Here is a 22,911-nt window from a genome sequence, read left to right as displayed (position 1 = left end):
GCCAGCCGGGACGTGAATGTGCTGCAGGATCACGATCATCACCCGCGCGCGGGGAACAGCCCCGCGGGTTTGAGCGTCAGCACCGCCGCCATCAGTACGTACATGGCGATGCCGGCGAGCGCCGGGCCGAGGTCCGCCGCCACCGACGGCGGCAGCACCGCACGCAGCGCCGGCGGCAGGAAGGCGCGTCCGGCTGTATCCACCAGCCCAACCAGCAGCGCAGCCACGAAGGCGCCGCGCACCGAACCGATGCCGCCGATCACGATCACCACCAGCGCCGGGATCAGGATCGCTTCGCCCATGCCGATCTGCACCGCGCTGATCGGCGCCATCAGCGCGCCCGCGAGCGCCGCCAGCCCGGCGCCGAGCGCAAACACGAAAGCGAACACCGCGCCCACGCGCACGCCCATGAACTCGGCCATCTGCCGATTCGACGCCCCGGCGCGCACCAGCATGCCGATGCGGGTGTTGTTGACCAGCAGGTAGAGCGCGAGCGCCACCGTCAGCCCGGCGCCGATCAGCAGCAGGCGGTAGGACGGATAGGGCAGGCCCTCGAACAACTGCACCGGCCCGGCGAGCGCTGCCGGCGCCGACGCCAGCAGCGGCGCCACACCCCAGATCGCCTTCACCAGGTCGTCGGCGATCAGGATGATGCCGAAGGTGGCGAGCACCTGGACGAGGTGGTCGCGCCGGTACAGACGGCGGATGACGACGAACTCGAGCACCGCCGCCACCGCCACCGTAACCACGACCGCAGCGCCAACGGCGAGCGCGAACGCGCCGCTCGCCTCATGCACGCGCGCGGCGACATAGGCGCCGGCCATGTACAGCGAGCCGTGGGCGAGGTTCATGGTGTCCATGATGCCGAACACGAGCGTGAGCCCGGCGGCGATCAGGAACAGCATCAGACCGTAGCCCAGGCCGTTGAGCAGCTGCTCGAAGACGAAGATGGCATCCATCGGGAGGTGATCGGTTGGTTGCGCGGACGCGGCGCGTGTCGGTCATGCGAATGGCCGCGGCTGAATGGCCTGGGCGGGGGGGGGAAATCTGTGGGTGCGGGATTGCCCGCGAAATGGGCCGATATTCGCGCCCTTTCGCGGGCAAGCCCGCTCCCGCAGACAGTTGCTCCTACCGGAATCCGCCCGCACCGACCCGCGCATTACATCTTGCACGCGCCCACGTAGGCGTCCTGGTGCTGCTCGAGCGTGGTGCCCACCAGCTTGTTGGTGAGGCGCCCTTCGGCGTCCTCGCCGACCTCGCGCAGGTAGTAGTTCTGTACCGGGAAGTTGTTCACCCCGTACTTGAACTCGCCGCGCACCGACTTGAAGCTCGGGTTCTTCAGCGCCTTGAGCACCGCCTCGCGGTCGTCGACATTGCCGCCGACGTCGCGCACCGCGGCGTCCATCGCCATCAGCGTGTCGTAGGCCATCGCCGCGTACACCGAGGGGTAGCGGCCATCGTATTTCTGCCGGAAGGCGGTGACGAACTCGACGTTGGCCGGCACCTGCAGGTCGTGGGTCCAGTGCGCGGTGTTGAGCACGCCGAGCATCGGCTCGCCCACCGCCTGGATCACGTCCTCGTCAGCCGAAAAGCCGGGGGCGATCAGCGGCACGTCCTTGAGTCCGCCACCGACGAACTGCTTGACGAAGTTGATGCCCATCGCGCCGGGCAGGAAGAAGAACACCGCATCGGGCTTGGCCGCACGGATCTGCGCGATCTCGGCGGCGTAGTCGATCTGGCCGAGCTTGGTGTAGATCTCGTCCTTCACCCCGCCCTTGTACAGGCGCTTGAAGCCGTTGAGGTGATCCTTGCCGGCCGGGTAGTTGGGCGCGATCAGCACCACGTTCTGGTAGCCCTTCTCATTGGCGACCTTGCCCGCGGCCTCGTCGTAGGTGTCGTTCTGGTACTGGGCAAAGAACCAGGGACTGCACTTTTCGCCGGCATAGGCGCTGGGACCGGGGTTGCTCGACAGGTAGGGCACCTTGGCCGCGAACAAGGCCGGACCGACTGCAAGCGCGGCGTTGGAGCCGATAGGACCGGTGAAGAAGTCGATCTTCTCGCGCTGCAGGTAGCGCGCGACGAGCTGATTGGCCTGCTCCGGATTGCCGCCGAAGTCGGTACGGATGAATTCGGCCGGCTGGCCGCCGAGCTTGCTGCCGAGCTTCTCGATCGCCAGCTCGAAACCGTCGCGCGCCTCGGCACCGAGCGCCGAGAACGGACCGGAAATGTCGAGCGCGATGCCGACCTTGATGTCGGCGGCGTGGACGGTGGCCGCGCTGCAAAGCGCTACGGCGACGGCGAGCTTCTTCATCGACTGCATTCGGAGGTCTCCTCGTTGATGTAATTCGCCAGAATTGACGACAGGCGGCCGGCGGCCGGCGGCAGCGGCACGAACCCGACAAAACCGCTGGATTCTAGCGTGAGAAGCCGCCCGCGCGCCCCGCTTCAGGTGGCGCGGCTCCTGAACCTGTATGAAATACCACCTTCTCTGCAGCACCAGCCACCAGCCCTGATAGACTTGCGGCTCCCGCCAGCGCTGGCGTTTTCCCGAAACACTTCCATGATCGGACGCATCACCGGCACCCTGCTGGAAAAAAACCCGCCGCAGATCCTCGTCGATGTGCACGGCGTCGGCTACGAGATCGACGTGCCGATGAGCACCTTCTACAACCTGCCCGCAACCGGCGGCGCGGTGAGCCTGCACACCCACCACGTGGTGCGCGAGGACGGCCACTTCCTGTTCGGTTTCGCCAGCGACGAGGAACGTGCAGCATTCCGCCAGTTGCTCAAGATATCGGGCATCGGCGCGCGCATGGCGCTGGCGGTGCTGTCGGGGCTGTCGGTGAACGACCTCGCGCAGGCCATCGCCTTGCAGGAGAGCGGGCGCCTGGTGAAGATTCCCGGCATCGGCAAGAAGACCGCCGAACGTCTGCTGCTCGAGCTGCGCGACAAGCTCGGCAAGGCCCTGCCCAGCACGGCCGGGGCAAAGCTCGCCACCGCCGCCGGCGCGCCCCCCGACGCGAGGAGCGACATCCTCAACGCGCTGCTGGCGCTGGGCTACAACGAGCGCGAGGCGCTCGGCGCGATGAAGGGGCTGGCCGAGGACGTCGGCGTCTCCGACGGCATCCGCCAGGCGCTGAAGCTGCTGTCCAGGGGCTGAACACGCGCTAAGCTGCCACCATGATCGAAACCGACAAACTGCGCGCCGCACCTGTCGAGCGCCTGATCTCCGCCCAGCCCGCCGACCGCCAGGAAGACGCGATCGAGCGCGCGCTGCGCCCCAAGCGCCTGGCCGAATATGTGGGCCAGGCCAAGATCCGCGAACAGCTCGAGATCTTCATCCAGGCCGCGCGCAACCGCGGCGAGGCGCTCGACCACGTGCTGCTGTTCGGCCCGCCCGGGCTGGGCAAGACCACGCTCGCCCACATCGTCGCCGCCGAGATGGGCGTTAACATGCGCCAGACCTCCGGCCCGGTGCTCGAGCGCGCCGGCGACCTCGCCGCGCTGCTCACCAACCTCGAACCGCACGACGTGCTGTTCATCGACGAGATCCACCGCCTGTCGCCGGTGGTGGAAGAAATCCTCTACCCCGCGCTGGAAGACTTCCAGATCGACATCATGATCGGCGAAGGCCCGGCGGCGCGCTCGGTCAAGCTCGACCTGCCGCCCTTCACCCTGGTCGGCGCCACCACCCGTGCCGGCATGCTCACCAACCCGCTGCGCGATCGTTTCGGCATCGTCTCGCGGCTGGAGTTCTACACCGCCGACGAGCTCGCCTTCATCGTCAGCCGCTCGGCGCGCCTGCTCAACGTCGAGATCGACGACAGCGGCGCGCTCGAGATCGCCCGCCGCGCGCGCGGCACGCCGCGCATCGCCAACCGCCTGCTGCGCCGGGTGCGCGACTACGCCGAGGTCAAGGCCGGCGGCAGCATCACCACCGCGGTCGCCGACGCCGCGCTGAAGATGCTCGACGTGGACACGCTCGGCCTCGACTTGATGGACCGCAAGCTGCTGTCGGCGATGCTGGAGAAATTCGGCGGCGGCCCGGTCGGCCTGGACAACATCGCGGCGGCGATCGGCGAATCCACCGACACCATCGAGGACGTCATCGAGCCCTACCTGATCCAGCAGGGCTACCTGCAGCGCACGCCGCGCGGACGCATGGCCACGCATTCGATCTGGCAGCACTTCGGGCTGACGCCGCCGCGCGCCGGCGACCTGTTCGGCGCCTGAGCGCAGCCCCGCCATGCGCTCGCTGCAAGTGGTGATGCTGACCCTGTGCCTGATCGGCGGGCTGTACCTGCTCACTCAGGCGCCGAGCTTCTTCATGCCGGGGCGCGGCGACCCGTCGGTCGGTCACCAGTTCGACCCGGCCGCGTCGCGCCTGCTCGGCGCCGCCTTGCTGACGATGGCCGCGATGGGCGCGCTGTACATGCGCGCGATGTATTACAGCGCGCGCCGTCGTCTGCCCGGCCCGGCCGCGCAGCTTCGCTACTTCATGCTGCTGGTGCTCGCACTCGGGCTGTTCGCTGCAGCCCTGTTCGTGGCCGAACCCGGCGCCAATCCGGAGTACCGCCCGCCCGCGCAGGCGCGCTAGCAGACCTCAATCGTCCTGGCCAAGCAGCCGACGGGCCTGATCCGCGGTTTCGAGCACTTCGGCCAGGGCGCGCGAACTCAGCATCGTGCCGAACTGTTCCAGCGCCACATCGGTGATGAAGAGATGGCCGTTGTCACGCCGATGAATCCAGCCGAGTTCGATCAGACGCACGATCTTGCGCCGCACGGTTTCGCGCGGGAGCCCCGTGGCCGCTGCGATGGAGTAGGCGTTACAGGGCTTGAGGCCGGTGCTGATGGCCGCAGGGGCCTCGGCATTCACGGGCAGCGCCTTGCCGACCCGGGTGCCGGAACGCCGGGCAACGCCGTTTTGCAGCGCACCGATGTTGTGCAGGGCAATTTCGCCAAGAAGGATGGGCAGCAGGATGTCGCGATCGAAGTCGTCGAACCAGCGCCGAAGGCTGCGAATTTCGTGGCGGGCAAGCAGCAGCGCGACGGACTTGAGGACGCGATGGGCGGAAGGCTGCTCGTCGGGACTGGCCGCCGGCACGCGCGCCGTGGAGGGGATTTGAACCGTTGGAGACATGCGAATCCAGTCGCGCCTCACCCGTCTTAAGCAGTTCTGCGAGCTAGCGGCGTTATTTAGAGATTTAACGTTTACTAAGAGGCAATCAGCATAGCGGAGCCCATGAATGCGCGGACGGCAAAAGTCCCCAAGATGGGGAATTTCATCACACAGTGTGATCTATTTTCGCGCTCGCGGATGGGCCGCGTCATACACCTTCGCCAGGTGCTGGAAGTCGAGGTGGGTGTAGACCTGCGTGCTGCGGATGCTGGCGTGGCCGAGCAGTTCCTGCACGGCACGGAGATCCCCGCTGGATTGCAGCAGGTGGCTCGCAAAGCTGTGGCGCAGCATGTGCGGATGGACATGAACCCCCAGCCCCAGCAGGCGGGCGCGGTGGCCGAGCCGGCTGGCGATGCCGCCCGCGCTCAGGCGGCCGCCGCTGCGAGTGACGAAGAGCGCGCGTTCGCCCGACCGTGCGATCTGGCTGCGCACCGCCAGCCAGGCTGCGAGCGCGGTCGTCGCATGGCTGCCGACCGGCACGCTGCGGCTGCGATTGCGTTTGCCGGCCACCGTGACCATGCCTTCGGTCAGGTCCAGGCCACCGTCGATGTCGAGGCTGGCGACCTCCGACACACGCAGACCGGAAGAATAAAAAAGTTCGAATATCGCGACATCACGCGTTTCGAGCATATTTTGCGCTTCTGGATCGAGCAGCGCATTGGCCTGCTCCGGCGAAAGCACGCGCGGCAGGACGGACGGCGACTTGGGTGGGCGCACGCCGAGCGCGGGATTGGCGCGCGCGCCATGCTGGCGGATCAGCCAGCGGAACAGTCCGCGCCAGGACGACAGGTGGCGGGCGATCGACCGCCCCTGCAGGCCCTCGCCATGCAGGCGGGCGACGAAGCGGCGGATGTCCTGCACCTCCAGCTCGACCACCGGCCGCCCGTCGGCCAGGCGCAGCAGCGCATGCAGCCCGGCGCGATACGCCTTGAGCGTGAGCGGCGAGGCGCGCCGCTGGTTGGCGAGCCAGTCAAGCCAGGCTTCGCAGTCGGCCGGCAGCGGTGAGCTAGGGTCGAGCGGCGGCGGCATCGGCAGATCGCCTGTCGGTTGGCGGCGGGTCAGCGCGCGCGTGCAGCCAGCGCGGCGGCGGCGAGGTCGGCGATGCGGTCGAGATAGAGGGTACCCATCTCGGGGTAGAAGCGCTCGCCTTCAGCGCTGCCGAGCGCGAGCAGCCCGAAACATGCGCCCTGGCTGCGCAGCGGCATCAAGGCCAGCGAACGGATGTGGGGCGCCGCCTCGCCGAACCAGCTCGCAACCTCGATGCTCTCGGGCACGCCGCAGTAGGGGTGACGCAGCGTCTCGACATGGCGGCGTGCCGCTTCGCTGACCCCGAACGCGTCCGGATGGGCCACCCCGCTCGCATCGTCGGTGGCCGCCACACCCCACAGCTTGAGGCTGACGTGCGGCACGGCGAAGTCGTCGCGCAGACCGTCGATCAGTGCCTGGCGTACCGAATCGACGCTACCGGCCTCGAGCAGCGCGACCGACAGCCGATGCACCTTGGTGCTGATGTCGTCGTTCTCCTCGCCGAAGCGGATGAGTTCGGCGAGTTTCAGCTCGAGCTGACGGATCTTGTCGCGTAGCGCGTGGAGCTGGCGCTCGGCGAGCGAGATCGCCTGGCCGCCATGCTGCGGGTGGGGCACGGTGAGCTGGGTGAACAGCTCGTGATGTTGGCTGAGAAAATCAGGGTGCGCGCGCAGGTAGTACGCGACATCTTCGGCATTCATTCCATGGACTCCTGGCGGGACATCGATCGCCCCGCACGGTTGATTCGCTGCTTCATGTGAGCCTTGCAGGCGGAGGTTTCAGTCGAGCTCCATCTCGCCTTCGAACACGGTGACGGCCGGCCCGGTCATCTGCACCGGCGTGCCCGGCCCCGCCCAGGCGATCTCGAGTTCGCCACCGCGCGTGCACACCCGCACTGGCGTCTCCACCAGCCCGCGCAGGATGCCCGCGACCACCGCCGCGCAGGCGCCGGTGCCGCAGGCCAGGGTCTCGCCCGCGCCACGCTCGAACACGCGCAGGCGCACGGTATGCGTATCCACCACCTGCAGGAAGCCGGCATTGACCCGCGCCGGAAAGCGCTCGTGACGCTCGATCAGCGCGCCCTGCTCGGTCACCGGCGCGGTATCGACATCGGCGACGACCTGCACGGCATGCGGGTTGCCCATCGAAACCGCGGTGATCGCGACCGTGTCGTCTCCCACCTGCAGGGGCAGCACCACCGCGTCGGAATCGGACACGAAGGGGATCTTCGCCGGCGTCAGCTCCGGCACGCCCATGTCCACCGTGACCAGGCCGTCGGCGCGCAGGCGCGGCACGATCACCCCGGACCTGGTCTCCACCCGGATCTCGTCCTTGGCGGTGAGGCCCTTGTCATGCACGAAGCGCACGAAGCAGCGCGCGCCGTTGCCGCACTGCTCGACTTCGCCGCCGTCGGCGTTGAAGATGCGGTAGCGGAAATCGACGTCGGCACGGCTGGCCGGCTCCACCACCAGCAACTGGTCGCAACCGACGCCGAAGTGGCGGTCGGCGATCGCCTTGACCCGCGCCGGGGTGAGATCGATCGGCGCGTGCGTGGCGTCGATGACGACGAAGTCGTTGCCCAGGCCGTGCATCTTGGTGAAGCGCAGTTTCATCACATCCTTCCAGTCAGTGTCTCTTCAGTAGATCCGCGGCTCGCCCTCGGGGCGGGTCTTGAAGCGGCGGTGCACCCAGTAGTACTGCTCGGGCATGGTGCGGATCACGCCTTCCAGCCACGTGTTCATGCGCCGGGTGTCGGCCTCGACGTCGTCCGAGGGGTAATCCGCCCATGGCGCACCGAGCTCGAGCACATAGCCTTCACCGCCGGGGAGGATACGCACCACGCAGGGCATCACCGCCGCACCCGCCAGCCGGGCCAGCCGCGGCAGGCCGGTGATGGTTGCCGCGGGCACGCCGAAGAAGGGCACGAAGATGGATTCCTTGCGCCCGTAGTCGAGGTCGGGCAGGTAATAGAGCGGACGACCGGATTTCATCGCCTTCACCGTAGCGCGCACGCCGTCGTGGCGCGACAGCAGCAACTGGTCGTTGAAGCGGCTGCGACCGTGGTGCAGCCAGTGGTCGATCACCTTGTCCTTCTGCGGCGAGTACACGCTGACGAAGTCGCCTTCGAGCGACAGCCGGGTGCCCGCCATGTCGAGGCCGACGAAGTGCGGCGCCAGCAGCAGCACCGGACGCCCTGCCGCCTTGAGCGCCTGCAGGTGTTCGAGGCCGTCGATACGCACCGTTGCGCGCAGGCGCTCGGCGCTCGCCCACCAGGCCAGACCGCGCTCGAGCATGCTGCGCCCGGTCACCGCAAAGTGGCGCTTGGCCAATGCGCGGCGTTCGGCCTCGGACAGCTCGGGAAAACACAGGCGCAGGTTGATCAGCACGACCTTGCGCCGCGGCACGATCACCCAGTAGAGCACGCGGCCAAAGCCACTGCCGATCGGCGCCAGCAGCGACAGCGGCAGCCAGTGCAGCAGCCAGATCAGGGCGACGACGATGCGGCTCATGCGCGATGCCCTGCATCGGTGGCGCCATCGCTGCCTGCGGGCGACTCGTCCTCGGGCTCGCGGCGCGGCCCCTTGTAGCGGTTGTAGCCCCACAGGTATTGCTGCGGACACTGCAGGATCATGCGCTCGACCTCGCGGTTGATGACCCCCACGTCGGTATCGATGTCGCCGGTGAGCGCCTCTGTGGGTGCCTGCAGGCGGAACACGTAGCCCTCGCCGCGCGGCAGGCGCTCGGCCCAGGTGTAGATCACGCGCACGCCCTTCACCGCGGCCAGGCGCGCGGCCAGCGTCATCGTCCACGCCGGCTTGCCGAAGAAGGTCGACCATACGCCCTCGCCCGCACCCGGCACCTGGTCGGGCAGCATGCCCACCGCCTCGTGGCTGCGCAGGGTCTTGACCAGCTTGCGCACGCCGGACAGATCGGCCGGCGCGGTGCGCATCTGCCCGCGTGCGCGACCCGCCTCCATCAGCGGCTGCAGCACCTCCTTGCGCGGCGGGCGATAGAGCACGGTGATCGGGATCTTGGCCGCGATGCACTGCGCGGTGATCTCGAAGCAGCCCAGGTGCGGCGTGATGAAGAGGATACCCGCGCCTTCGGCACGCGCCGCCTCGACCAGCTCCCAGCCTTCGGTGCGCACCGCGCTCGCCACCACCTCGGACGCCGGCCGCCCCCAGATGAACGGCAGCTCGAGCGCCTGGCGCCCGGCCTCGACGATCGCCGCGCGCAGCACCGCCTCGTCCTCGCGGCCGAGCGCGTTGAAGAGGTTCTCGCGCAAGCGGCGGGCATAGGACGGCGAGGTCTTGTAGGTCAGCCAGCCGAGCCAGCCGCCCAGGCGGTGAAGCCAGGACAGCGACAGGTGCGACAGAAGGCGGAAGAAGCTTTGGAACAACACGGACGGGGTCCCGTAAAAAGTGCCCGGAGAGTCGCGGAACGACAACCATGACCTGTGGGAGCGGGCTTGCCCGCGAATGCAGCGACCGAGCGCTCGATGTTCGCGGGCAAGCCCGCTCCCACGGAAACACGGAAATCACGCTCCGCCCCGAATGCTTACACACCCGGCCGCTTCGGTCTATAATCCGCGACTTACCGCCGAGTTAACTCGACAACTTGCAGGGCGGCACAGCAGGCAGGGCCTGCTCGAAAAATACTGCTAAAGCGTCGGCTGCTCGACGAAATCCCCGGAGCTGGCCGCAGACGCAAGGCCACCGCAACGGGGATTTTTGTTTTTCAGGAGCAGCAAAATGGCTGAATTTCTCTTCACCTCCGAATCGGTCTCCGAAGGTCATCCCGACAAGGTCGCCGACCAGGTCTCCGACGGCGTGCTCGACGCGGTGCTGGCCGAAGATCCCAAGGCGCGCGTCGCCTGCGAGACCCTGGTGTCGACCGGTCTCGTCGTGATCTCGGGCGAAATCACCACCACCGCCCACCCCAACTATCGCGAGATCGCGCAGGACGTCATCCGCCGCATCGGCTACGACAACTCCGACATCGGCTTCGACTACAAGAGCTGCGCGGTGCTGGCGGCGATCAACCGCCAGTCGCCCGACATCGCCCAGGGCGTGAATGCCGCCAACGACGATCCGCTCGACCAGGGCGCCGGCGACCAGGGCCTGATGTTCGGCTACGCCACCAACGAAACCCCCAGCCTGATGCCGCTGCCGATCTACTACGCGCACCGCATCATGCAGCGCCAGGCCGAGGTGCGTAAGGACGGGCGGCTTCCGTGGCTGCGTCCGGACGCCAAGAGCCAGATCACGGTCAAGTACGTCGACGGCAAGCCGGTGGCGATCGACACCGTGGTGGTGTCCACCCAGCACGACCCGGACGTCACCCAGGAGCAGATCCGCGAGGCGGTGATCGAGCTGATCATCAAGCCGGTGCTGCCCAATGAGCTGATGCAGGGCGACGTGCGCTACCTGGTGAACCCCACCGGCCGCTTCGTGGTCGGCGGTCCGCACGGCGACTGCGGCCTCACCGGACGCAAGATCATCGTCGACACCTACGGCGGCGCGGCCCACCACGGCGGTGGCGCGTTCTCCGGCAAGGACCCGTCCAAGGTCGACCGCTCGGCCGCCTACGCCGGCCGCTACGTGGCGAAGAACATCGTCGCCGCCGGTCTGGCCGACAAGTGCGAGGTGCAGGTGGCGTACGCGATCGGCGTGGCGCGCCCGGTGTCGCTGATGGTCAACACCTTCGGCACCGGCCGCATCGCCGACGACAGGATCGTCGAGCTCATCGGCAAGCACTTCGACCTGCGCCCGAAGGCGATCATCCAGACGCTGGACCTGCTGCGCCCGATCTACTCCAGGACCGCCGCCTACGGCCACTTCGGCCGCGACGAGCCGGAGTTCACCTGGGAGCAGACCGACAAGGCCGCCGCACTGCGCGCCGACGCCGGACTGTAAGCCACCAAGCAGGTAGCACCTCCCCTACCTCCTGCCGTGGAAGCGGGCTCGCCCGCGAAAGCAGCGCCTGAGCGCGCGGTTGTTCGCGGGCAAGCCCGCTCCCACAAAAACCGGCCCTGGCGGAACCCCACGCCTCCCGACGCGCTCCGACGGTTCTGCTGGCGTGAGGCCTGCCCGGGCAAGTACGATTTCACCGCTTCGCTGCCACAGAGCTTCTCCATGCTTGAACAAGTCCTGATGTTCGTCCTCGGCCTGGTCACCCTCGTCATCGGCGCCGACGTGATGGTTCGCGGCGCCTCGCGGCTGGCCGTCTCCTTCGGCGTGTCGCCGCTGGTGGTCGGCCTCACCGTGGTCGCCTTCGGCACCAGCGCACCCGAGATGGCGGTCTCGGTCGGCTCCGCGCTCGCCGGAACGCCCGACCTCGCCATCGGCAACGTGGTCGGCAGCAACATCGCTAACGTGCTGCTGATCCTCGGCATCTCGGCGCTGATCACGCCGCTGCTGGTCGACGAGCAGATCATCCGCCAGGAAATCCCGATCATGATCGGCGCCTCGGCGCTGCTGGTGGTGATGGCGCTCGACGGCAACATCGGCCTGCTGGAGTCGATCGTGCTGTTCGCGCTGGTGATCACCTACACCGTGTTCCTGGTGATCCAGTCGCGGCGCGCTTCGAAGGCGGTGCAGGACGAATTCGAGACCGAGATCCCGACCTCGACCTGGGACAGCCATTGGGCGGTTCAGGTCGCGCTGATCGTGGTCGGCCTGGTGATGCTGGTGGTGGGCGCCGACTGGCTGGTCGATGCCGCGGTGGCGTTCGCGCGCGCCTTCGGCGTCAGCGACCTGGTGATCGGCCTCACCGTGGTGGCGGTCGGCACCTCGATGCCCGAGATCGCCACCTCGATCGTCGCCGCCATGCGCGGCCAGCGCGACATCGCCGTGGGCAACGTGGTGGGCAGCAACGTGTTCAACATCCTCGCCGTACTCGGCGCGGCCGGCATCGCCTCGGGCGTCGGCCTGCCGGTGTCGGAGGCGGCACGCAACTTCGATCTGTGGGTGATGCTCGCGGTGGCCTTCGCCTGCCTGCCGATCATGATCACCGGGCGCGAGATCGCGCGCTGGGAAGGCGTCGTGTTCCTCGCCTACTACATGGCCTACACCGCCTGGCTGGTGCTGCAGGCGCAGCAGCACGCCAGCGTGCAGGCGTTCTCGGGGATCATGCTCGGCTATGTGATGCCGCTCACCGTGATCACCATCGTCGTCAGCATCGTGCGCAGCAACGGCAAGCACGGCAGCACCTGAACGGCGCAATCCTGCCGTGGGAGGCGGTTGCGTGGGAAGCGGGCTTGCCCGCGAACATCCCCGCGCTGAAGTGCCGCTTTCGCGGGCAAGCCCGCTCCCACGGCACGCTGCTTTGCTATAATCCAGTCCTTTCCGAGGAGCGCTGCGAGGCGCCGGCCGCATCCCCTGCTGCCAGGCCCCCAGGCTCGGACCCCGCCGCCCGGCGGGTTGCAGTACAACGGCGCTCACCTGCTAATCATCTTCAACCCTGCCGGGTTCGGGATGTCGGGTGAGCTCCCTGCAGCGCCGCGCGTTGCCCTCCCCCACGTTCCGCCCGGCGATAGCATGGAGCTTTACATGAACGCCGTGACTGACACCAACTTCACCGATTTCGTCGTCGCCGACCTGTCGCTCGCCGACTGGGGCCGCAAGGAAATCCGCATCGCCGAAACCGAAATGCCCGGCCTGATGGCGATCCGCGAGGAATACGCCGCCAGCCAGCCCCTGAAGGGCGCGCGCATCACCGGTTCGCTGCACATGACCATCCAGACCGCGGTGCTGATCGAGACGCTGACCGCGCTCGGCGCCGAGGTGCGCTGGGCCTCGTGCAACATCTTCTCGACCCAGGACCACGCCGCCGCCGCAATCGCCGCCGACGGCATCCCGGTGTTCGCGGTCAAGGGCGAGTCGCTCGAGGACTACTGGGACTACACCCACCGCATCTTCGAATGGGCGGATGGGGGCTACAGCAACATGATCCTCGACGACGGCGGCGACGCCACCCTGTTGCTGCACCTGGGCGCACGCGCGGAATCCGACATCTCGGTGCTGGCCAAGCCTGGCTCGGAAGAAGAGACCGTGCTCTTCGCCGCGATCAAGGCCAAGCTGGCGCAGGATCCCACCTGGTACTCGACCCGCCTCGCGCAGGTCAAGGGCGTGACCGAAGAGACCACCACCGGCGTGCACCGCCTGTACCAGATGCATGCCCGCGGCGAGCTCAAGTTCCCGGCGATCAACGTCAACGATTCGGTCACCAAGTCGAAGTTCGACAACCTCTACGGCTGCCGCGAATCGCTGGTCGACGGCATCAAGCGCGCCACCGACGTGATGATCGCCGGCAAGGTCGCGGTGGTGGCCGGCTACGGCGACGTGGGCAAGGGCTCGGCCCAGGCGCTGCGCGCGCTGTCGGCCCAGGTGTGGGTGACCGAGGTCGACCCGATCTGCGCGCTGCAGGCCGCGATGGAAGGCTACCGCGTGGTGACCATGGAATACGCTGCCGACAAGGCCGACATCTTCGTCACCGCCACCGGCAACTACCACGTGATCACCCACGACCACATGGCGAAGATGAAGGACCAGGCCATCGTGTGCAACATCGGTCACTTCGACAACGAGATCGATGTCGCCAGTGTCGAGGGCTACGAGTGGGAAGAGATCAAGCCCCAGGTCGATCACATCATCTTCCCCGACGGCAAGAGAATCATCCTGCTCGCCAAGGGCCGCCTGGTGAACCTCGGCTGCGCCACCGGCCACCCGAGCTACGTGATGTCGAGCTCGTTCGCCAACCAGACGATCGCGCAGATCGAGCTGTTCACCCGCACGGCCGACTATCCGGTGGGCGTCTACACCCTGCCCAAGCACCTCGACGAGAAGGTCGCCCGCCTGCAGTTGAAGAAGCTCAACGTGCAGCTCACCGAGCTGACCGACGCGCAAGCGGCCTACATCGGCGTGCCGAAAGCGGGCCCGTACAAGACGGACTCGTACCGCTACTGATCGACGCCGGAGGCCGTCCCGATGAGCATGAACTCCTTCCATGCCCGCCAGGGACGGCCACGCCAGGCGGCCGAGCGCCGACATCCGGCCGACCGTCACGGCTTGCTGCGCGTCGACCAGTTGCTGGTGATGCAGGGGCTCGCGCCCTCGCGTGCCGCAGCGCGCGCACTGGTTGCAACCGGGCGGGTCAGCCACGACGGCCACGTGATCACCAAACCGGCGCTGGCGTTACCGCCAGAGGCACGGCTGGCCGTGACGGCGGACGACAGCGACCACTTCGTCCCCGGCGGCGACAGCACGCGCGAACCCTTCTTCCCCGCCATCCGCACACCGGTCGGCGACACAGACCCGGACACACAATGAGCACCGAAATCTCGATCGAGTTCTTCCCGCCCACCACCGCCGAAGGCGCCGAGAAGCTGCGCATCACGCGCGACAAGCTCGCCGCACTCAGGCCATCGTTTTTCTCGGTGACCTACGGTGCCGGCGGCTCCACCCGCGAGCGCACCTTCACCACGGTGCAGGAGATCGCCGCTGCCGGCTTCGCGGCTGCGCCGCACCTGTCATGCGTGGGTTCCACCCGCAACAGCATTCGCGAGATCCTGCAGGAGTACACGGAAGCCGGCATCGGTCGCATCGTCGCGCTGCGCGGCGACCTGCCCTCGGGCGTGGTTGATCCGGGCGAATTCCGCTACGCCAACGAGCTCGTGGAATTCATCCGTGCCGAGACCGGCGACCGCTTCCACATCGAAGTCGCCGCCTATCCCGAATGGCATCCGCAGGCTCGCAGCCCGCAGGACGACCTCGCCGCCTTCAAGCGCAAGGCCGAGGCCGGCGCCAACTCGGCGATCACGCAGTATTTCTACAACGTCGACGCTTACCTCAACTTCGTCGACGCGGTGCGCAAGCTGGGCGTCGACATCCCGATCGTGCCCGGCATCATGCCGATCGGCAGCTTCAGCAAGCTGGCGCGCTTCTCGGACGCCTGCGGCGCCGAGATCCCGCGCTGGATGCGCAAGACCTTCGAGAGCTACGGTGACGACACCGATTCGATCCGTGCCTTCGGCCTCGACGTGGTCACCCGCCTGTGCGAGAAGCTGATCGCCGAGGGCGCGCCCGGGCTGCATTTCTACAGCATGAACATGGCCGGCCCGACCACCGAAATCTGCCGGCGGCTGGGGCTGGCTGCCTGATCCGGATGATCCCCGACGGAGCAATGGTGCTGGTCGTCGCCTGCGGCAGTGTCCCTGGCGCCAGACGCCTCGGTCTCGCCATCGAGATCAGGCAATGAGCCTCCAGCGCTCGGACAACGATCGCATGATGCTCGGCGAGAAGCTGCGCCGCGTCAGCCAGCGCGCGCTTGGGATCGCGATCGCACTGCTGGCGCTGGCGATCACGCTCGGCAGCCTGGTGATCAGCGCGCTTGCGCTCGAAGGCAACACTCGAGTGATGGCTCGGGTGCTCGCCGACAATGCGGCCGCCAGCCTGATGTTCCTCGACAACGACGCCGCGGGCAGGGTACTCGCCACCCTCGAACGCTTGCCCGACGTGCGCGCTGCGGCAATCTACGACGGTCAGGGCGCCGAGTTTGCACGCTACGGCGATTACGTTGAGGATGGCCCGGCAACGCCGAGCCTTGCCGCCGAATCTGCGCACTTCAGCCGCAACACCCTGCACATGACGCAGCCGATCGTCGAAAACGGCAACGTCGTGGGCGTACTCGATCTCGACCTCGACCTGCGCCCGCTCTACCTTCAGGTGTTCGCCCACGGGACGATCACGGCCATCGCCGCCGCCCTTGCGCTGATGCTTGCCACGCTGACGCTCAGGCGCCTCAACGGCGCGGTGCTGCAGCCGCTGTCCGCCCTGTCCGCGCTGATGGCGCGCGTCGCCCGGACCGAGGACTACGCCGCCCGCGCCGAGCCGAGCGGGATCACGGAGCTCGACGCCCTGGCCGGCGGATTCAACCGCATGCTCGGTCAGATCGCGGAGCGCGACACACGCCTGGCCGCCCACCGCGAGCACCTCGAGGACGAGGTCGCCGCACGCACGGAGGAACTGCGCCGTGCGAAGGAAGCCGCCGAGGCGGCCAGCCAGGCCAAGAGCGACTTCCTGGCGACGATGAGCCACGAAATCCGCACCCCGATGAACGGCGTGCTCGGCATGACCGAGCTTCTGCTCGACAGCGGTCTCAACCACGAACAGCGTCACTTCGCCGAGGGGGTGGAGCATTCCGGCCGCCACCTGCTCGGCATCATCAGTGACATCCTCGACTTTTCGAAGATCGAATCCGGCCACCTCGAGCTCGAGGCGGTGGAATTCGAGCTCGGCGACCTGCTCGAAGGCACGCTTGCGATGTTCGCGCAGCCGGCCGAGAAAAAGGGCCTCGAGCTCGTCGCCGACCTGCCCGCCGAGGTCCGCCGCTGCCTGCACGGCGACCCCTTCCGGCTGCGCCAGATCGTCGGCAACCTGATCAACAACGCGATCAAGTTCACCGAGCACGGCGAGGTGGTGGTGCGTGCCCGCCTGGTCGAGGACGGCGCCGACGACTGCCGCCTGCGCATCAGCATCGAGGACACCGGCATCGGCATCCCGGCGCACGCGCAAGGAAAGATCTTCGAGCAGTTCTCCCAGCTCGACGGCTCCACCACCCGCCGGTACGGTGGCACCGGCCTCGGCCTGGCGATCTGCCGGCGCCTGGTCGGCCTGATGGGCGGCGAAATCGGTGTGGACAGCCGGCCCGGCGAGGGCGCCCATTTCCATGTCGACCTGCGTCTGCCCAAAGGCCACAGCACGCCCGATGCACTGCGCTGCGGCGTCGACCTCGCCGGCATGCGCGCGCTGGTGGTGGATGACAATGCGACCAACCGCGAGATCCTGCAGCGCCAGTTGCAGGGCTGGGACATGCGGGTGGCGTGTGCGGCCGACGGCACCGCGGCGCTCGAAGCGCTCGCACGCGCGGCCGCTGCGGGCGAAGGCTTCGACATCGCCGTGCTCGACATGCACATGCCGCAGATGGACGGCAGGCAGCTGGCCACCGCGATCGGCCAGAACCCGGCGCTCGCCCCCGTGCGCCTGGTGGTGCTGACTTCGAGCTATTCCGGCGTCAGCGTGCGCGAACGCGAGCGCGCCGGCATCCTGCGCTGCGTGCGCAAGCCGATTCGCCAGGCGGAACTGCACGAAGCCCTGTGCCGCGCGATACACGGCACGCGCCCGGACGGGGTCGAAACGCCACGCGAGCCGGCGAGCGCCTCGCCACTCGCTGGTCGTGTGCTGCTGGCCGAAGACAATCCGGTCAATCAGCAGGTCGGCCAGGCCATGCTCGAAAAGCTCGGTCTCACGGTGCGCTTTGCCGACAACGGCGAAAAGGCCTTGCGGCTGGCCTCGACCGAGCCCTTCGACCTCATCCTGATGGACTGCCACATGCCGGTGATGGACGGCTACGAGGCCAGCGCTGCAATCCGCGCGATGGGTGGGACGACGCAGGTGCCGATCGTGGCGCTCACCGCCAATGTCATGAAGGAGAACCGCGAGCGCTGCCTGGCTGCGGGCATGGACGACTTCCTCGCCAAGCCCTACTCGCTCGCGCAACTGCACGCCACCTTGCAGCGCTGGATGGCGGCAGCGCCCGCACGGGCCAGTGACGCACCAGCACCCGCGGCGCGGCCCGGAGGCGTATCCGGGCCAGCGCCGTCGGCGATCGACCGCAGCTTCGTCGACCAGTTGCAGGCGCTGGATTCCAGCGGCAGCACGGTGCTGGCAGCACGCGTTCTCGGCATCTATGCCGAGAGCAGCAGCGGTGTCTTTGCCGAGCTCGAACAGTCAGTGGCCGCCGGTGATGGCGAGCGCCTGCGCCGCGCTGCGCACAGCCTCAAGTCGAGCTCGGCAAACGTCGGCGCAAAGACGCTCTCGACCCGATTGAAGCACTTCGAACGGCTGGGCAGGGAGGGCCAGCTCGACGACGCGCGCGATCAGCTCGAGGCGCTACGCGGCGAATACAGGCGTGCGATGGAGGATGTCCACGCACTGCAGAAGGAGCTCGAGCAGTGAGTACATCACGCATTCTCGTAGCGGACGACGACCAGACGACCTGCCTGCTGATTCAGGCTGCCCTGGTCAAGGCAGGTCTGGTGGTTGAGCTCGCATACGACGGCGCACAGGCATTGGCCGCCTTCGACGAAGGGCTTTTCGACATGGTGATGCTCGACGTCGATATGCCAGGCATGAACGGATTTGCGGTCTGCGCCGAACTGCGGCGGCGCCACGGCGACGAGTTGCCCATCGTCATGGTCACTGGCATGGACGACATCGCATCGATCGAGGCGGCGTTCGACGCGGGCGCGACGGACTTCATCGCCAAGCCGTTGCCCTGGCCGCTTCTGGCGCACCGCGTGCGCTATGTCCTGCGTGCGACGCGCTCCGCTGCCGCGCTGCGCACGGCCAACGCGCGCAATGCGGCCTTGCTTGCTGCCTTGCCCGATACGCTCATGCGCATCGACGGCAACAACGACATCGTCGAGCTGCACGCCGCGCCTGCCGACTCGCGCCCATGCTGCACGCCGGTCGTCGGCAAGGCGCTGGCTGCAGTATTTCCGCCATCGGCCAATGCGGTCCTCGAGCGCGCGCTGGCGGAAACCCGGAAAAGCCGTCAGTCGCGCACGGTGGAGTTCGCCCTCGCCAGCAAGACCGGCCGCCCCTCCCACCGGGAGGCGCGCATGAGCGCGATCGACGGCAGCGAGGTCCTGTGCCTGCTGCGTGACATCACCGAGCGCAAGGAGTACGAGAGCCGTATCCACCGCCTCGCGTATTTCGACAGCCTGACCGGCCTTGCGAACCGGCGCGGCTTTCTCGAGCGGCTCGAACGCGAGATCCGCCGCGCGCATCAGAACGACTGGCGGCTCGCGGTGCTGTTCCTCGACCTCGACCGCTTCAAGAGCATCAACGACACGCTCGGCCACGCCGCGGGCGACAGGCTGCTGCAGCAGGCCGCCGAGCGCTTGCGCGCGATCACGCGCCCGGGCGACATCGTTTCACATGACGCCGACGGCCTGGGTTCGGCCGAGTTCGCCCGCCTCGGCGGCGACGAATTCACCGTACTGCTGCCGATGATCAACCGCCCCGAGGACGCGCTGCCGATTGCCGAACGCATCCGCGCGAGCCTCAGCACGCCGTTTGCAATTGGTGGCCAGCCCCTGAGCCTGACCACCAGCATCGGTATCGCAATTTTCCCCGATGACGGCGACGACGCAGCCACCCTGATCAAGCACGCCGACACCGCGATGTACGATGCCAAGGCACGTGGCCGCAACAGTTGCCGCTACTACAACCCCACGCTGACGGCAGAGGCGGTGCATCGGGTGGCGCTCGAGGCCGGGCTGCGCCGGGCGCTTGCGCGCGAGGAGTTCGTACTGCTGTACCAGCCTCAGATCGAGGCGCGCAGCGGACGCATCGCAACGGTCGAGGCCCTGGTGCGCTGGCAGCCCCCGGGCGGCGGACTGGTTTCGCCGCTCGACTTCATTCCCCTCGCCGAGGAGTGCGGGCTGATCGACGCGATCGGCGCCTGGGTGCTGCAGCGTGCCTGTCGCGACGCGGCGCGCTGGCGAGCACACGGCCTGGACCTGCGGGTCGCGGTGAACCTGTCGCCGATGCAGTTCCGCGCACACGACCTGATCGGCACGGTTCGCGCCGCGCTCGCTGCGAGCGCGATGCCCGCAAGCCACCTGGAGCTGGAGATCACCGAGAACGCGCTGATGGCCGATGACGCGGCCACTCATGGCACCCTCGGCGCACTTCGCGAGCTCGGCATCGGCATCGCACTCGACGACTTTGGCACCGGCTACTCGTCGCTGAGTTACCTGAAGCGCCTGCCGCTGTGCAGGCTGAAAATCGATCGCAGCTTCATCCATGGCCTGCCGGACGACGCGGACAACCTCGCGATCGTGCACGCGATCCTCGCGCTGGCCCGTCACCTGGGCTTCAGCATCACGGCAGAGGGCGTCGAGACGGCTGCGCAGGCGGCCCTGCTCGGCGAGCTCGAGGCGGACAGCCTGCAGGGCTACCTGTTCAGCCGGCCGGTCCCGGCCGTGGAGATCGAGGCCCTTGCCCACCGGCAGTGGCCAACGTACGGCGGAGCCGCATTCAGTGCTCTGGCCGACGCAGGTTGCGCGCCAGCGAAAGCAGGGCCGCCCCCGGCCTGAGGCCCGCGCGCCGGCAGCGCTCGACGTCGACCTCGAAGGCCAGGCGACTGCCCTCGGGCACGATCCGGACAGCGGCATCCTGCGTCGCAGGCGCATCGCTGACGGTCAGCACCGGCGCGTCACCGAGCAGACTGGAAATACGCGGCAAGCTGACCGCTTCATCTGCAGCCACGTACAGCACCTGGCATTCGCGGATCGCCGCCAGCGAGCCGAGGCGCGCCACGGAAACCACGCGCCCGTGCAGGGTCTTGCCCGCCAGGCGCTGCATCACCCGGGCCAGCTCTGAATCGCCAAACACACAGATGTTGAAACCGCCCCGATCCATCGGCGGCCATTGCGTGAGCGCGGCGAAGTTGTAGATATAGGTCGCCTTGAGCACGTGCTCGGGCACGGCCTCGGCACGCACCGCAGACGGGCCGAGCAGCAGCACGAGCAGGAAGGCAAGGACGTGCGGTCTCACAGGTCGTAGCCGATCTGCAGCCATACGATGCGGCCGTCCATGCGCAGGCCATCCTGCGCCAACCCGCTCGCGGGCCGCCAGTCGAGACCGGATACCGTCTCGTAATCACGCCCGAACAGGTTGCGCACGCTCAGCGAAGCGGACAGGCCACGCCAGTTGCGCTCGGTGGACACGGTGAGGTTGGCGAGCGCGACGCCGCCCAGCATGCGGCGCTCCCGGGTCAGGCGCGGGCCGAGGTACTGTGCCTCGAAACCGGCGCGCAGCGCCTGGCCCGGCAGCAGAAACGTGTAGTTGAGCTTGCCGAGCAGATCGGGCGAGTTGACCGCATCGGCTCCGTCCACGTCGCGCGAGCGCTGAAGAGCCATGCTGGCGCGCAAGCGCGCGCCGTCATCCCACACGTGTTCGATTTCGGCCTCCACGCCGCGCGTACGAAGGGTGCCTTCGGGCACGTATTCCCCCAGCGCTTCGTCGTAGGCAGGCAGGTCGCTGCGCCGATAGCGGTACAGCGATCCGGTTACGCGTGTGTGCGGCGAGATCTGGTGCTGGAGCACGAGCTCGGTGGCCGCAACGTACTCGGGGACGGCGGTCTCGTCCGAGGTCCATCGATCGTTTGCGTTGGGCATCTTGAACGCTTCACTGTACGAGGCCTTCCAGGTGGTTGTGGCGCTCGGGTGCCAGATCAGTGCCGCACGCGGACTGAGGTTGCCGTCGAGGTCGTCGGCGTCGTCGTAGCGTGCGCCAAGGCTCAGCGTCCAGCGCTCATTGAGCCGGTACTCGTCGGCGAGATAGACACTCGCGGTACGGCGCGAGAGGGCGCCGTCGCGGCCATCGAGCACTTCGCGTGTCGGCGACAGGTAGCGCACACGGAAATCCTGACGGTGGTCGTTGCGCAACTCGGCACCGAACACCAGCGTGTGGTCGGCGAACCAGCGTCCGACGAACTTCTGATCGAATCGCCACCACGCGCCTTCGTACTCGCGCACCCCGTATTTCTCGCCGTCGTCGTACTCGCCGTCTCCGTTCCTGGCGTATTCGCGCTGGTTCCAGTACGCATAGCGGCCGAGCATCAGGCTCGATGAGGAATGGAGTTGCAGGCCGAGCTCGGTCTCGTAGCGCACGCCCAGGAAAGCGTTCTCGTCCTTCACCGGGAAGGGCGTGTTGAACTCGGTGTAGGCCGAAGGATTGTTGGGCACGCCCTTGCTGCGGTCGACCCATGCACCCTGTACCGTCCACCCGCCCCACGACAGCTTGCCGAACATGCGCTGGTTGCGCTCGCCGTCGCGGCCCTCGGCCACACCGAAATTGGTCTCGGGCGTGTCGTAGGCGGGGAAATACAGGTCGCGACCGTCGATGTCGAGCGTGGAGGCCGAGAGCAGGACCTCGGCGCCGTTGTCCAGACGCTTGCCGTAAGTGGCGCGCTGACGGTTGGCGCCGTGGCTGGACCGGTCGGCGGACAGGCGGGCGCCATCGAAGTCGCGCCCACGGCGGGTGACGACATTGATGATGCCAAGCAGTGCGTTGTTGCCGTAGGTCACCGAGCCGGTGCCGGGGACGTACTCGACGCGTTCGACCAGTTCGAGATCGATCAGGGCGGACTCGTCGATGTAGGCCTGATCGAACAGGTTGTCATGCGCCGCATAGCCGTCGATCAGCAGCATCACGCGACCGGCGTAGTCCTCGACATCGCCAAAGCCGCGCCCACCCATGTAGTGATAGCTGCCCTCGTCGGTGGTGTATAACCCGCGCATGCTGTTGATGACATCGGCCAGCGTGCGGTAACCGTAGGCGCGGATGTCGTCGGCGGTCACGATCGCCACTGCCGAGGGCGAGTCGCTCACCTGGCGGGCGATCCGCGACGCGGAAACGAAGTCGCGCTGCAGCAACTCCTCGAATGGCAGCGCGGTGAGGTCTTCGGCTGCGCCCCCTCGCCCGGGCACGACCACAAGCAGCACGCCGAGCGCGAGCAGCCCGGCCCTCAATCCACGAAACGCCACTGCGGCACGCACCCCAAGGACACCAATTATGCACATGGCTCGATCAACAGATCGGGTATCTTAGCAGCTTCGCACCGAGCCACTGCCG

The 22,911-nt window shown here is 67.7% G+C and carries 20 protein-coding genes and 1 riboswitch; of the genes, 10 read left to right on the top strand and 10 right to left on the bottom strand.

The features are described from left to right. Positions 1–38: 38 nt before the first annotated feature. Both RBT54_RS09900 and RBT54_RS09895 read right to left on the bottom strand, forming a co-directional pair. Positions 39–959: a branched-chain amino acid ABC transporter permease gene (locus RBT54_RS09900; protein ID WP_320366679.1), complete on the bottom strand. Its 921-nt coding sequence runs from the start codon at positions 957–959 to the stop codon at positions 39–41. Between the two features lie 200 nt (positions 960–1,159). Beyond that, positions 1,160–2,320: an ABC transporter substrate-binding protein gene (locus RBT54_RS09895; RefSeq protein WP_320366677.1), complete on the bottom strand. Its 1,161-nt coding sequence runs from the start codon at positions 2,318–2,320 to the stop codon at positions 1,160–1,162. Positions 2,321–2,560: 240 nt separating this feature from the next. Between RBT54_RS09895 and ruvA the strand changes: the two genes are divergently transcribed. Genes ruvA through RBT54_RS09880 form a run of 3 tightly spaced genes read left to right on the top strand, consistent with a single transcriptional unit; the run spans position 2,561 to position 4,597 of the window. Continuing rightward, positions 2,561–3,160 carry a Holliday junction branch migration protein RuvA gene (gene ruvA / locus RBT54_RS09890; RefSeq protein ID WP_320366675.1) on the top strand — a complete coding sequence of 200 codons (600 nt, stop codon included), beginning with the start codon at positions 2,561–2,563 and terminating at the stop codon, positions 3,158–3,160. 20 nt (positions 3,161–3,180) lie between these two features. Beyond that, positions 3,181–4,233 (top strand): Holliday junction branch migration DNA helicase RuvB, encoded by a 1,053-nt coding sequence (ruvB, locus tag RBT54_RS09885; protein WP_320366673.1) that lies wholly within the window; start codon positions 3,181–3,183, stop codon positions 4,231–4,233. A 13-nt stretch (positions 4,234–4,246) separates the two neighbouring features. Then, complete coding sequence (locus tag RBT54_RS09880; protein ID WP_320366672.1) at positions 4,247–4,597, top strand: hypothetical protein; 351 nt, start codon at positions 4,247–4,249, stop codon at positions 4,595–4,597. Positions 4,598–4,603: 6 nt separating this feature from the next. Here the strand turns inward: RBT54_RS09880 and RBT54_RS09875 are convergent, their stop codons facing one another. From RBT54_RS09875 to RBT54_RS09850, 6 genes are all read right to left on the bottom strand, one after another. Continuing rightward, complete coding sequence (locus RBT54_RS09875; protein ID WP_413788439.1) at positions 4,604–5,140, bottom strand: hypothetical protein; 537 nt, start codon at positions 5,138–5,140, stop codon at positions 4,604–4,606. Positions 5,141–5,299: 159 nt separating this feature from the next. Continuing rightward, entirely contained in the window at positions 5,300–6,208 is a 909-nt protein-coding gene (locus RBT54_RS09870; protein WP_320366668.1) for a tyrosine-type recombinase/integrase, read from the bottom strand. A gap of 29 nt (positions 6,209–6,237) precedes the next feature. Further along, positions 6,238–6,906: a DUF484 family protein gene (locus tag RBT54_RS09865; protein WP_320366666.1), complete on the bottom strand. Its 669-nt coding sequence runs from the start codon at positions 6,904–6,906 to the stop codon at positions 6,238–6,240. Between the two features lie 78 nt (positions 6,907–6,984). Then, positions 6,985–7,818, bottom strand: coding sequence for a diaminopimelate epimerase (dapF, locus tag RBT54_RS09860; protein WP_320366664.1), 834 nt, complete (start codon positions 7,816–7,818; stop codon positions 6,985–6,987). A 24-nt stretch (positions 7,819–7,842) separates the two neighbouring features. After that, a complete protein-coding gene (locus RBT54_RS09855) occupies positions 7,843–8,715 on the bottom strand; it encodes a lysophospholipid acyltransferase family protein (protein WP_320366663.1) in 873 nt (290 codons plus the stop codon). After that, positions 8,712–9,608 (bottom strand): lysophospholipid acyltransferase family protein, encoded by an 897-nt coding sequence (locus RBT54_RS09850; protein ID WP_320366662.1) that lies wholly within the window; start codon positions 9,606–9,608, stop codon positions 8,712–8,714. The genes RBT54_RS09855 and RBT54_RS09850 overlap by 4 nt, the downstream gene beginning before the upstream one ends. Positions 9,609–9,957: 349 nt before the next feature. On the opposite strand from RBT54_RS09850, the gene metK reads away from it, so the two are divergent. The 7 genes from metK (at position 9,958) to RBT54_RS09815 (ending at position 20,369) form a co-directional block, all read left to right on the top strand. Next, positions 9,958–11,121 (top strand): methionine adenosyltransferase, encoded by a 1,164-nt coding sequence (gene metK, locus RBT54_RS09845; RefSeq protein WP_320366660.1) that lies wholly within the window; start codon positions 9,958–9,960, stop codon positions 11,119–11,121. Positions 11,122–11,340: 219 nt separating this feature from the next. After that, complete coding sequence (locus RBT54_RS09840) at positions 11,341–12,420, top strand: calcium/sodium antiporter (RefSeq protein WP_320366659.1); 1,080 nt, start codon at positions 11,341–11,343, stop codon at positions 12,418–12,420. Between the two features lie 128 nt (positions 12,421–12,548). Further along, positions 12,549–12,653: riboswitch (S-adenosyl-L-homocysteine riboswitch) on the top strand. A gap of 103 nt (positions 12,654–12,756) precedes the next feature. After that, positions 12,757–14,172, top strand: a complete 1,416-nt coding sequence (ahcY, locus tag RBT54_RS09835; RefSeq protein ID WP_320366657.1) for an adenosylhomocysteinase — start codon at positions 12,757–12,759, stop codon at positions 14,170–14,172. A gap of 21 nt (positions 14,173–14,193) precedes the next feature. Then, entirely contained in the window at positions 14,194–14,535 is a 342-nt protein-coding gene (locus RBT54_RS09830; protein WP_320366655.1) for a S4 domain-containing protein, read from the top strand. After that, the gene (metF, locus tag RBT54_RS09825) at positions 14,532–15,365 is read left to right on the top strand and encodes a methylenetetrahydrofolate reductase [NAD(P)H] (protein ID WP_320366653.1); all 834 of its coding nucleotides are present in this window, start codon (positions 14,532–14,534) and stop codon (positions 15,363–15,365) included. Before RBT54_RS09830 ends, metF begins: the two co-directional genes overlap by 4 nt. Before the next feature lie 94 nt (positions 15,366–15,459). Continuing rightward, on the top strand, positions 15,460–18,222 hold the full coding sequence (locus tag RBT54_RS09820) for a response regulator (RefSeq protein ID WP_320366651.1): 2,763 nt from the start codon (positions 15,460–15,462) through the stop codon (positions 18,220–18,222). Continuing rightward, positions 18,219–20,369, top strand: a complete 2,151-nt coding sequence (locus RBT54_RS09815; protein WP_320366649.1) for a putative bifunctional diguanylate cyclase/phosphodiesterase — start codon at positions 18,219–18,221, stop codon at positions 20,367–20,369. The genes RBT54_RS09820 and RBT54_RS09815 overlap by 4 nt, the downstream gene beginning before the upstream one ends. Here RBT54_RS09815 and RBT54_RS09810 read toward each other — a convergent pair. Next, on the bottom strand, positions 20,311–20,829 hold the full coding sequence (locus RBT54_RS09810) for a YfiR family protein (protein ID WP_320366647.1): 519 nt from the start codon (positions 20,827–20,829) through the stop codon (positions 20,311–20,313). The genes RBT54_RS09815 and RBT54_RS09810 overlap by 59 nt on opposite strands. Then, entirely contained in the window at positions 20,826–22,823 is a 1,998-nt protein-coding gene (locus RBT54_RS09805) for a TonB-dependent receptor plug domain-containing protein (RefSeq protein WP_320366645.1), read from the bottom strand. The genes RBT54_RS09810 and RBT54_RS09805 overlap by 4 nt, the downstream gene beginning before the upstream one ends. Positions 22,824–22,911 lie beyond the last annotated feature (88 nt).

The organism is Thauera sp., assembly GCF_034003485.1.
In the GTDB taxonomy this organism is placed as follows: Bacteria; Pseudomonadota; Gammaproteobacteria; order Burkholderiales; family Rhodocyclaceae; genus Thauera.
This window is presented reverse-complemented; position numbering and strand designations above follow the sequence as displayed.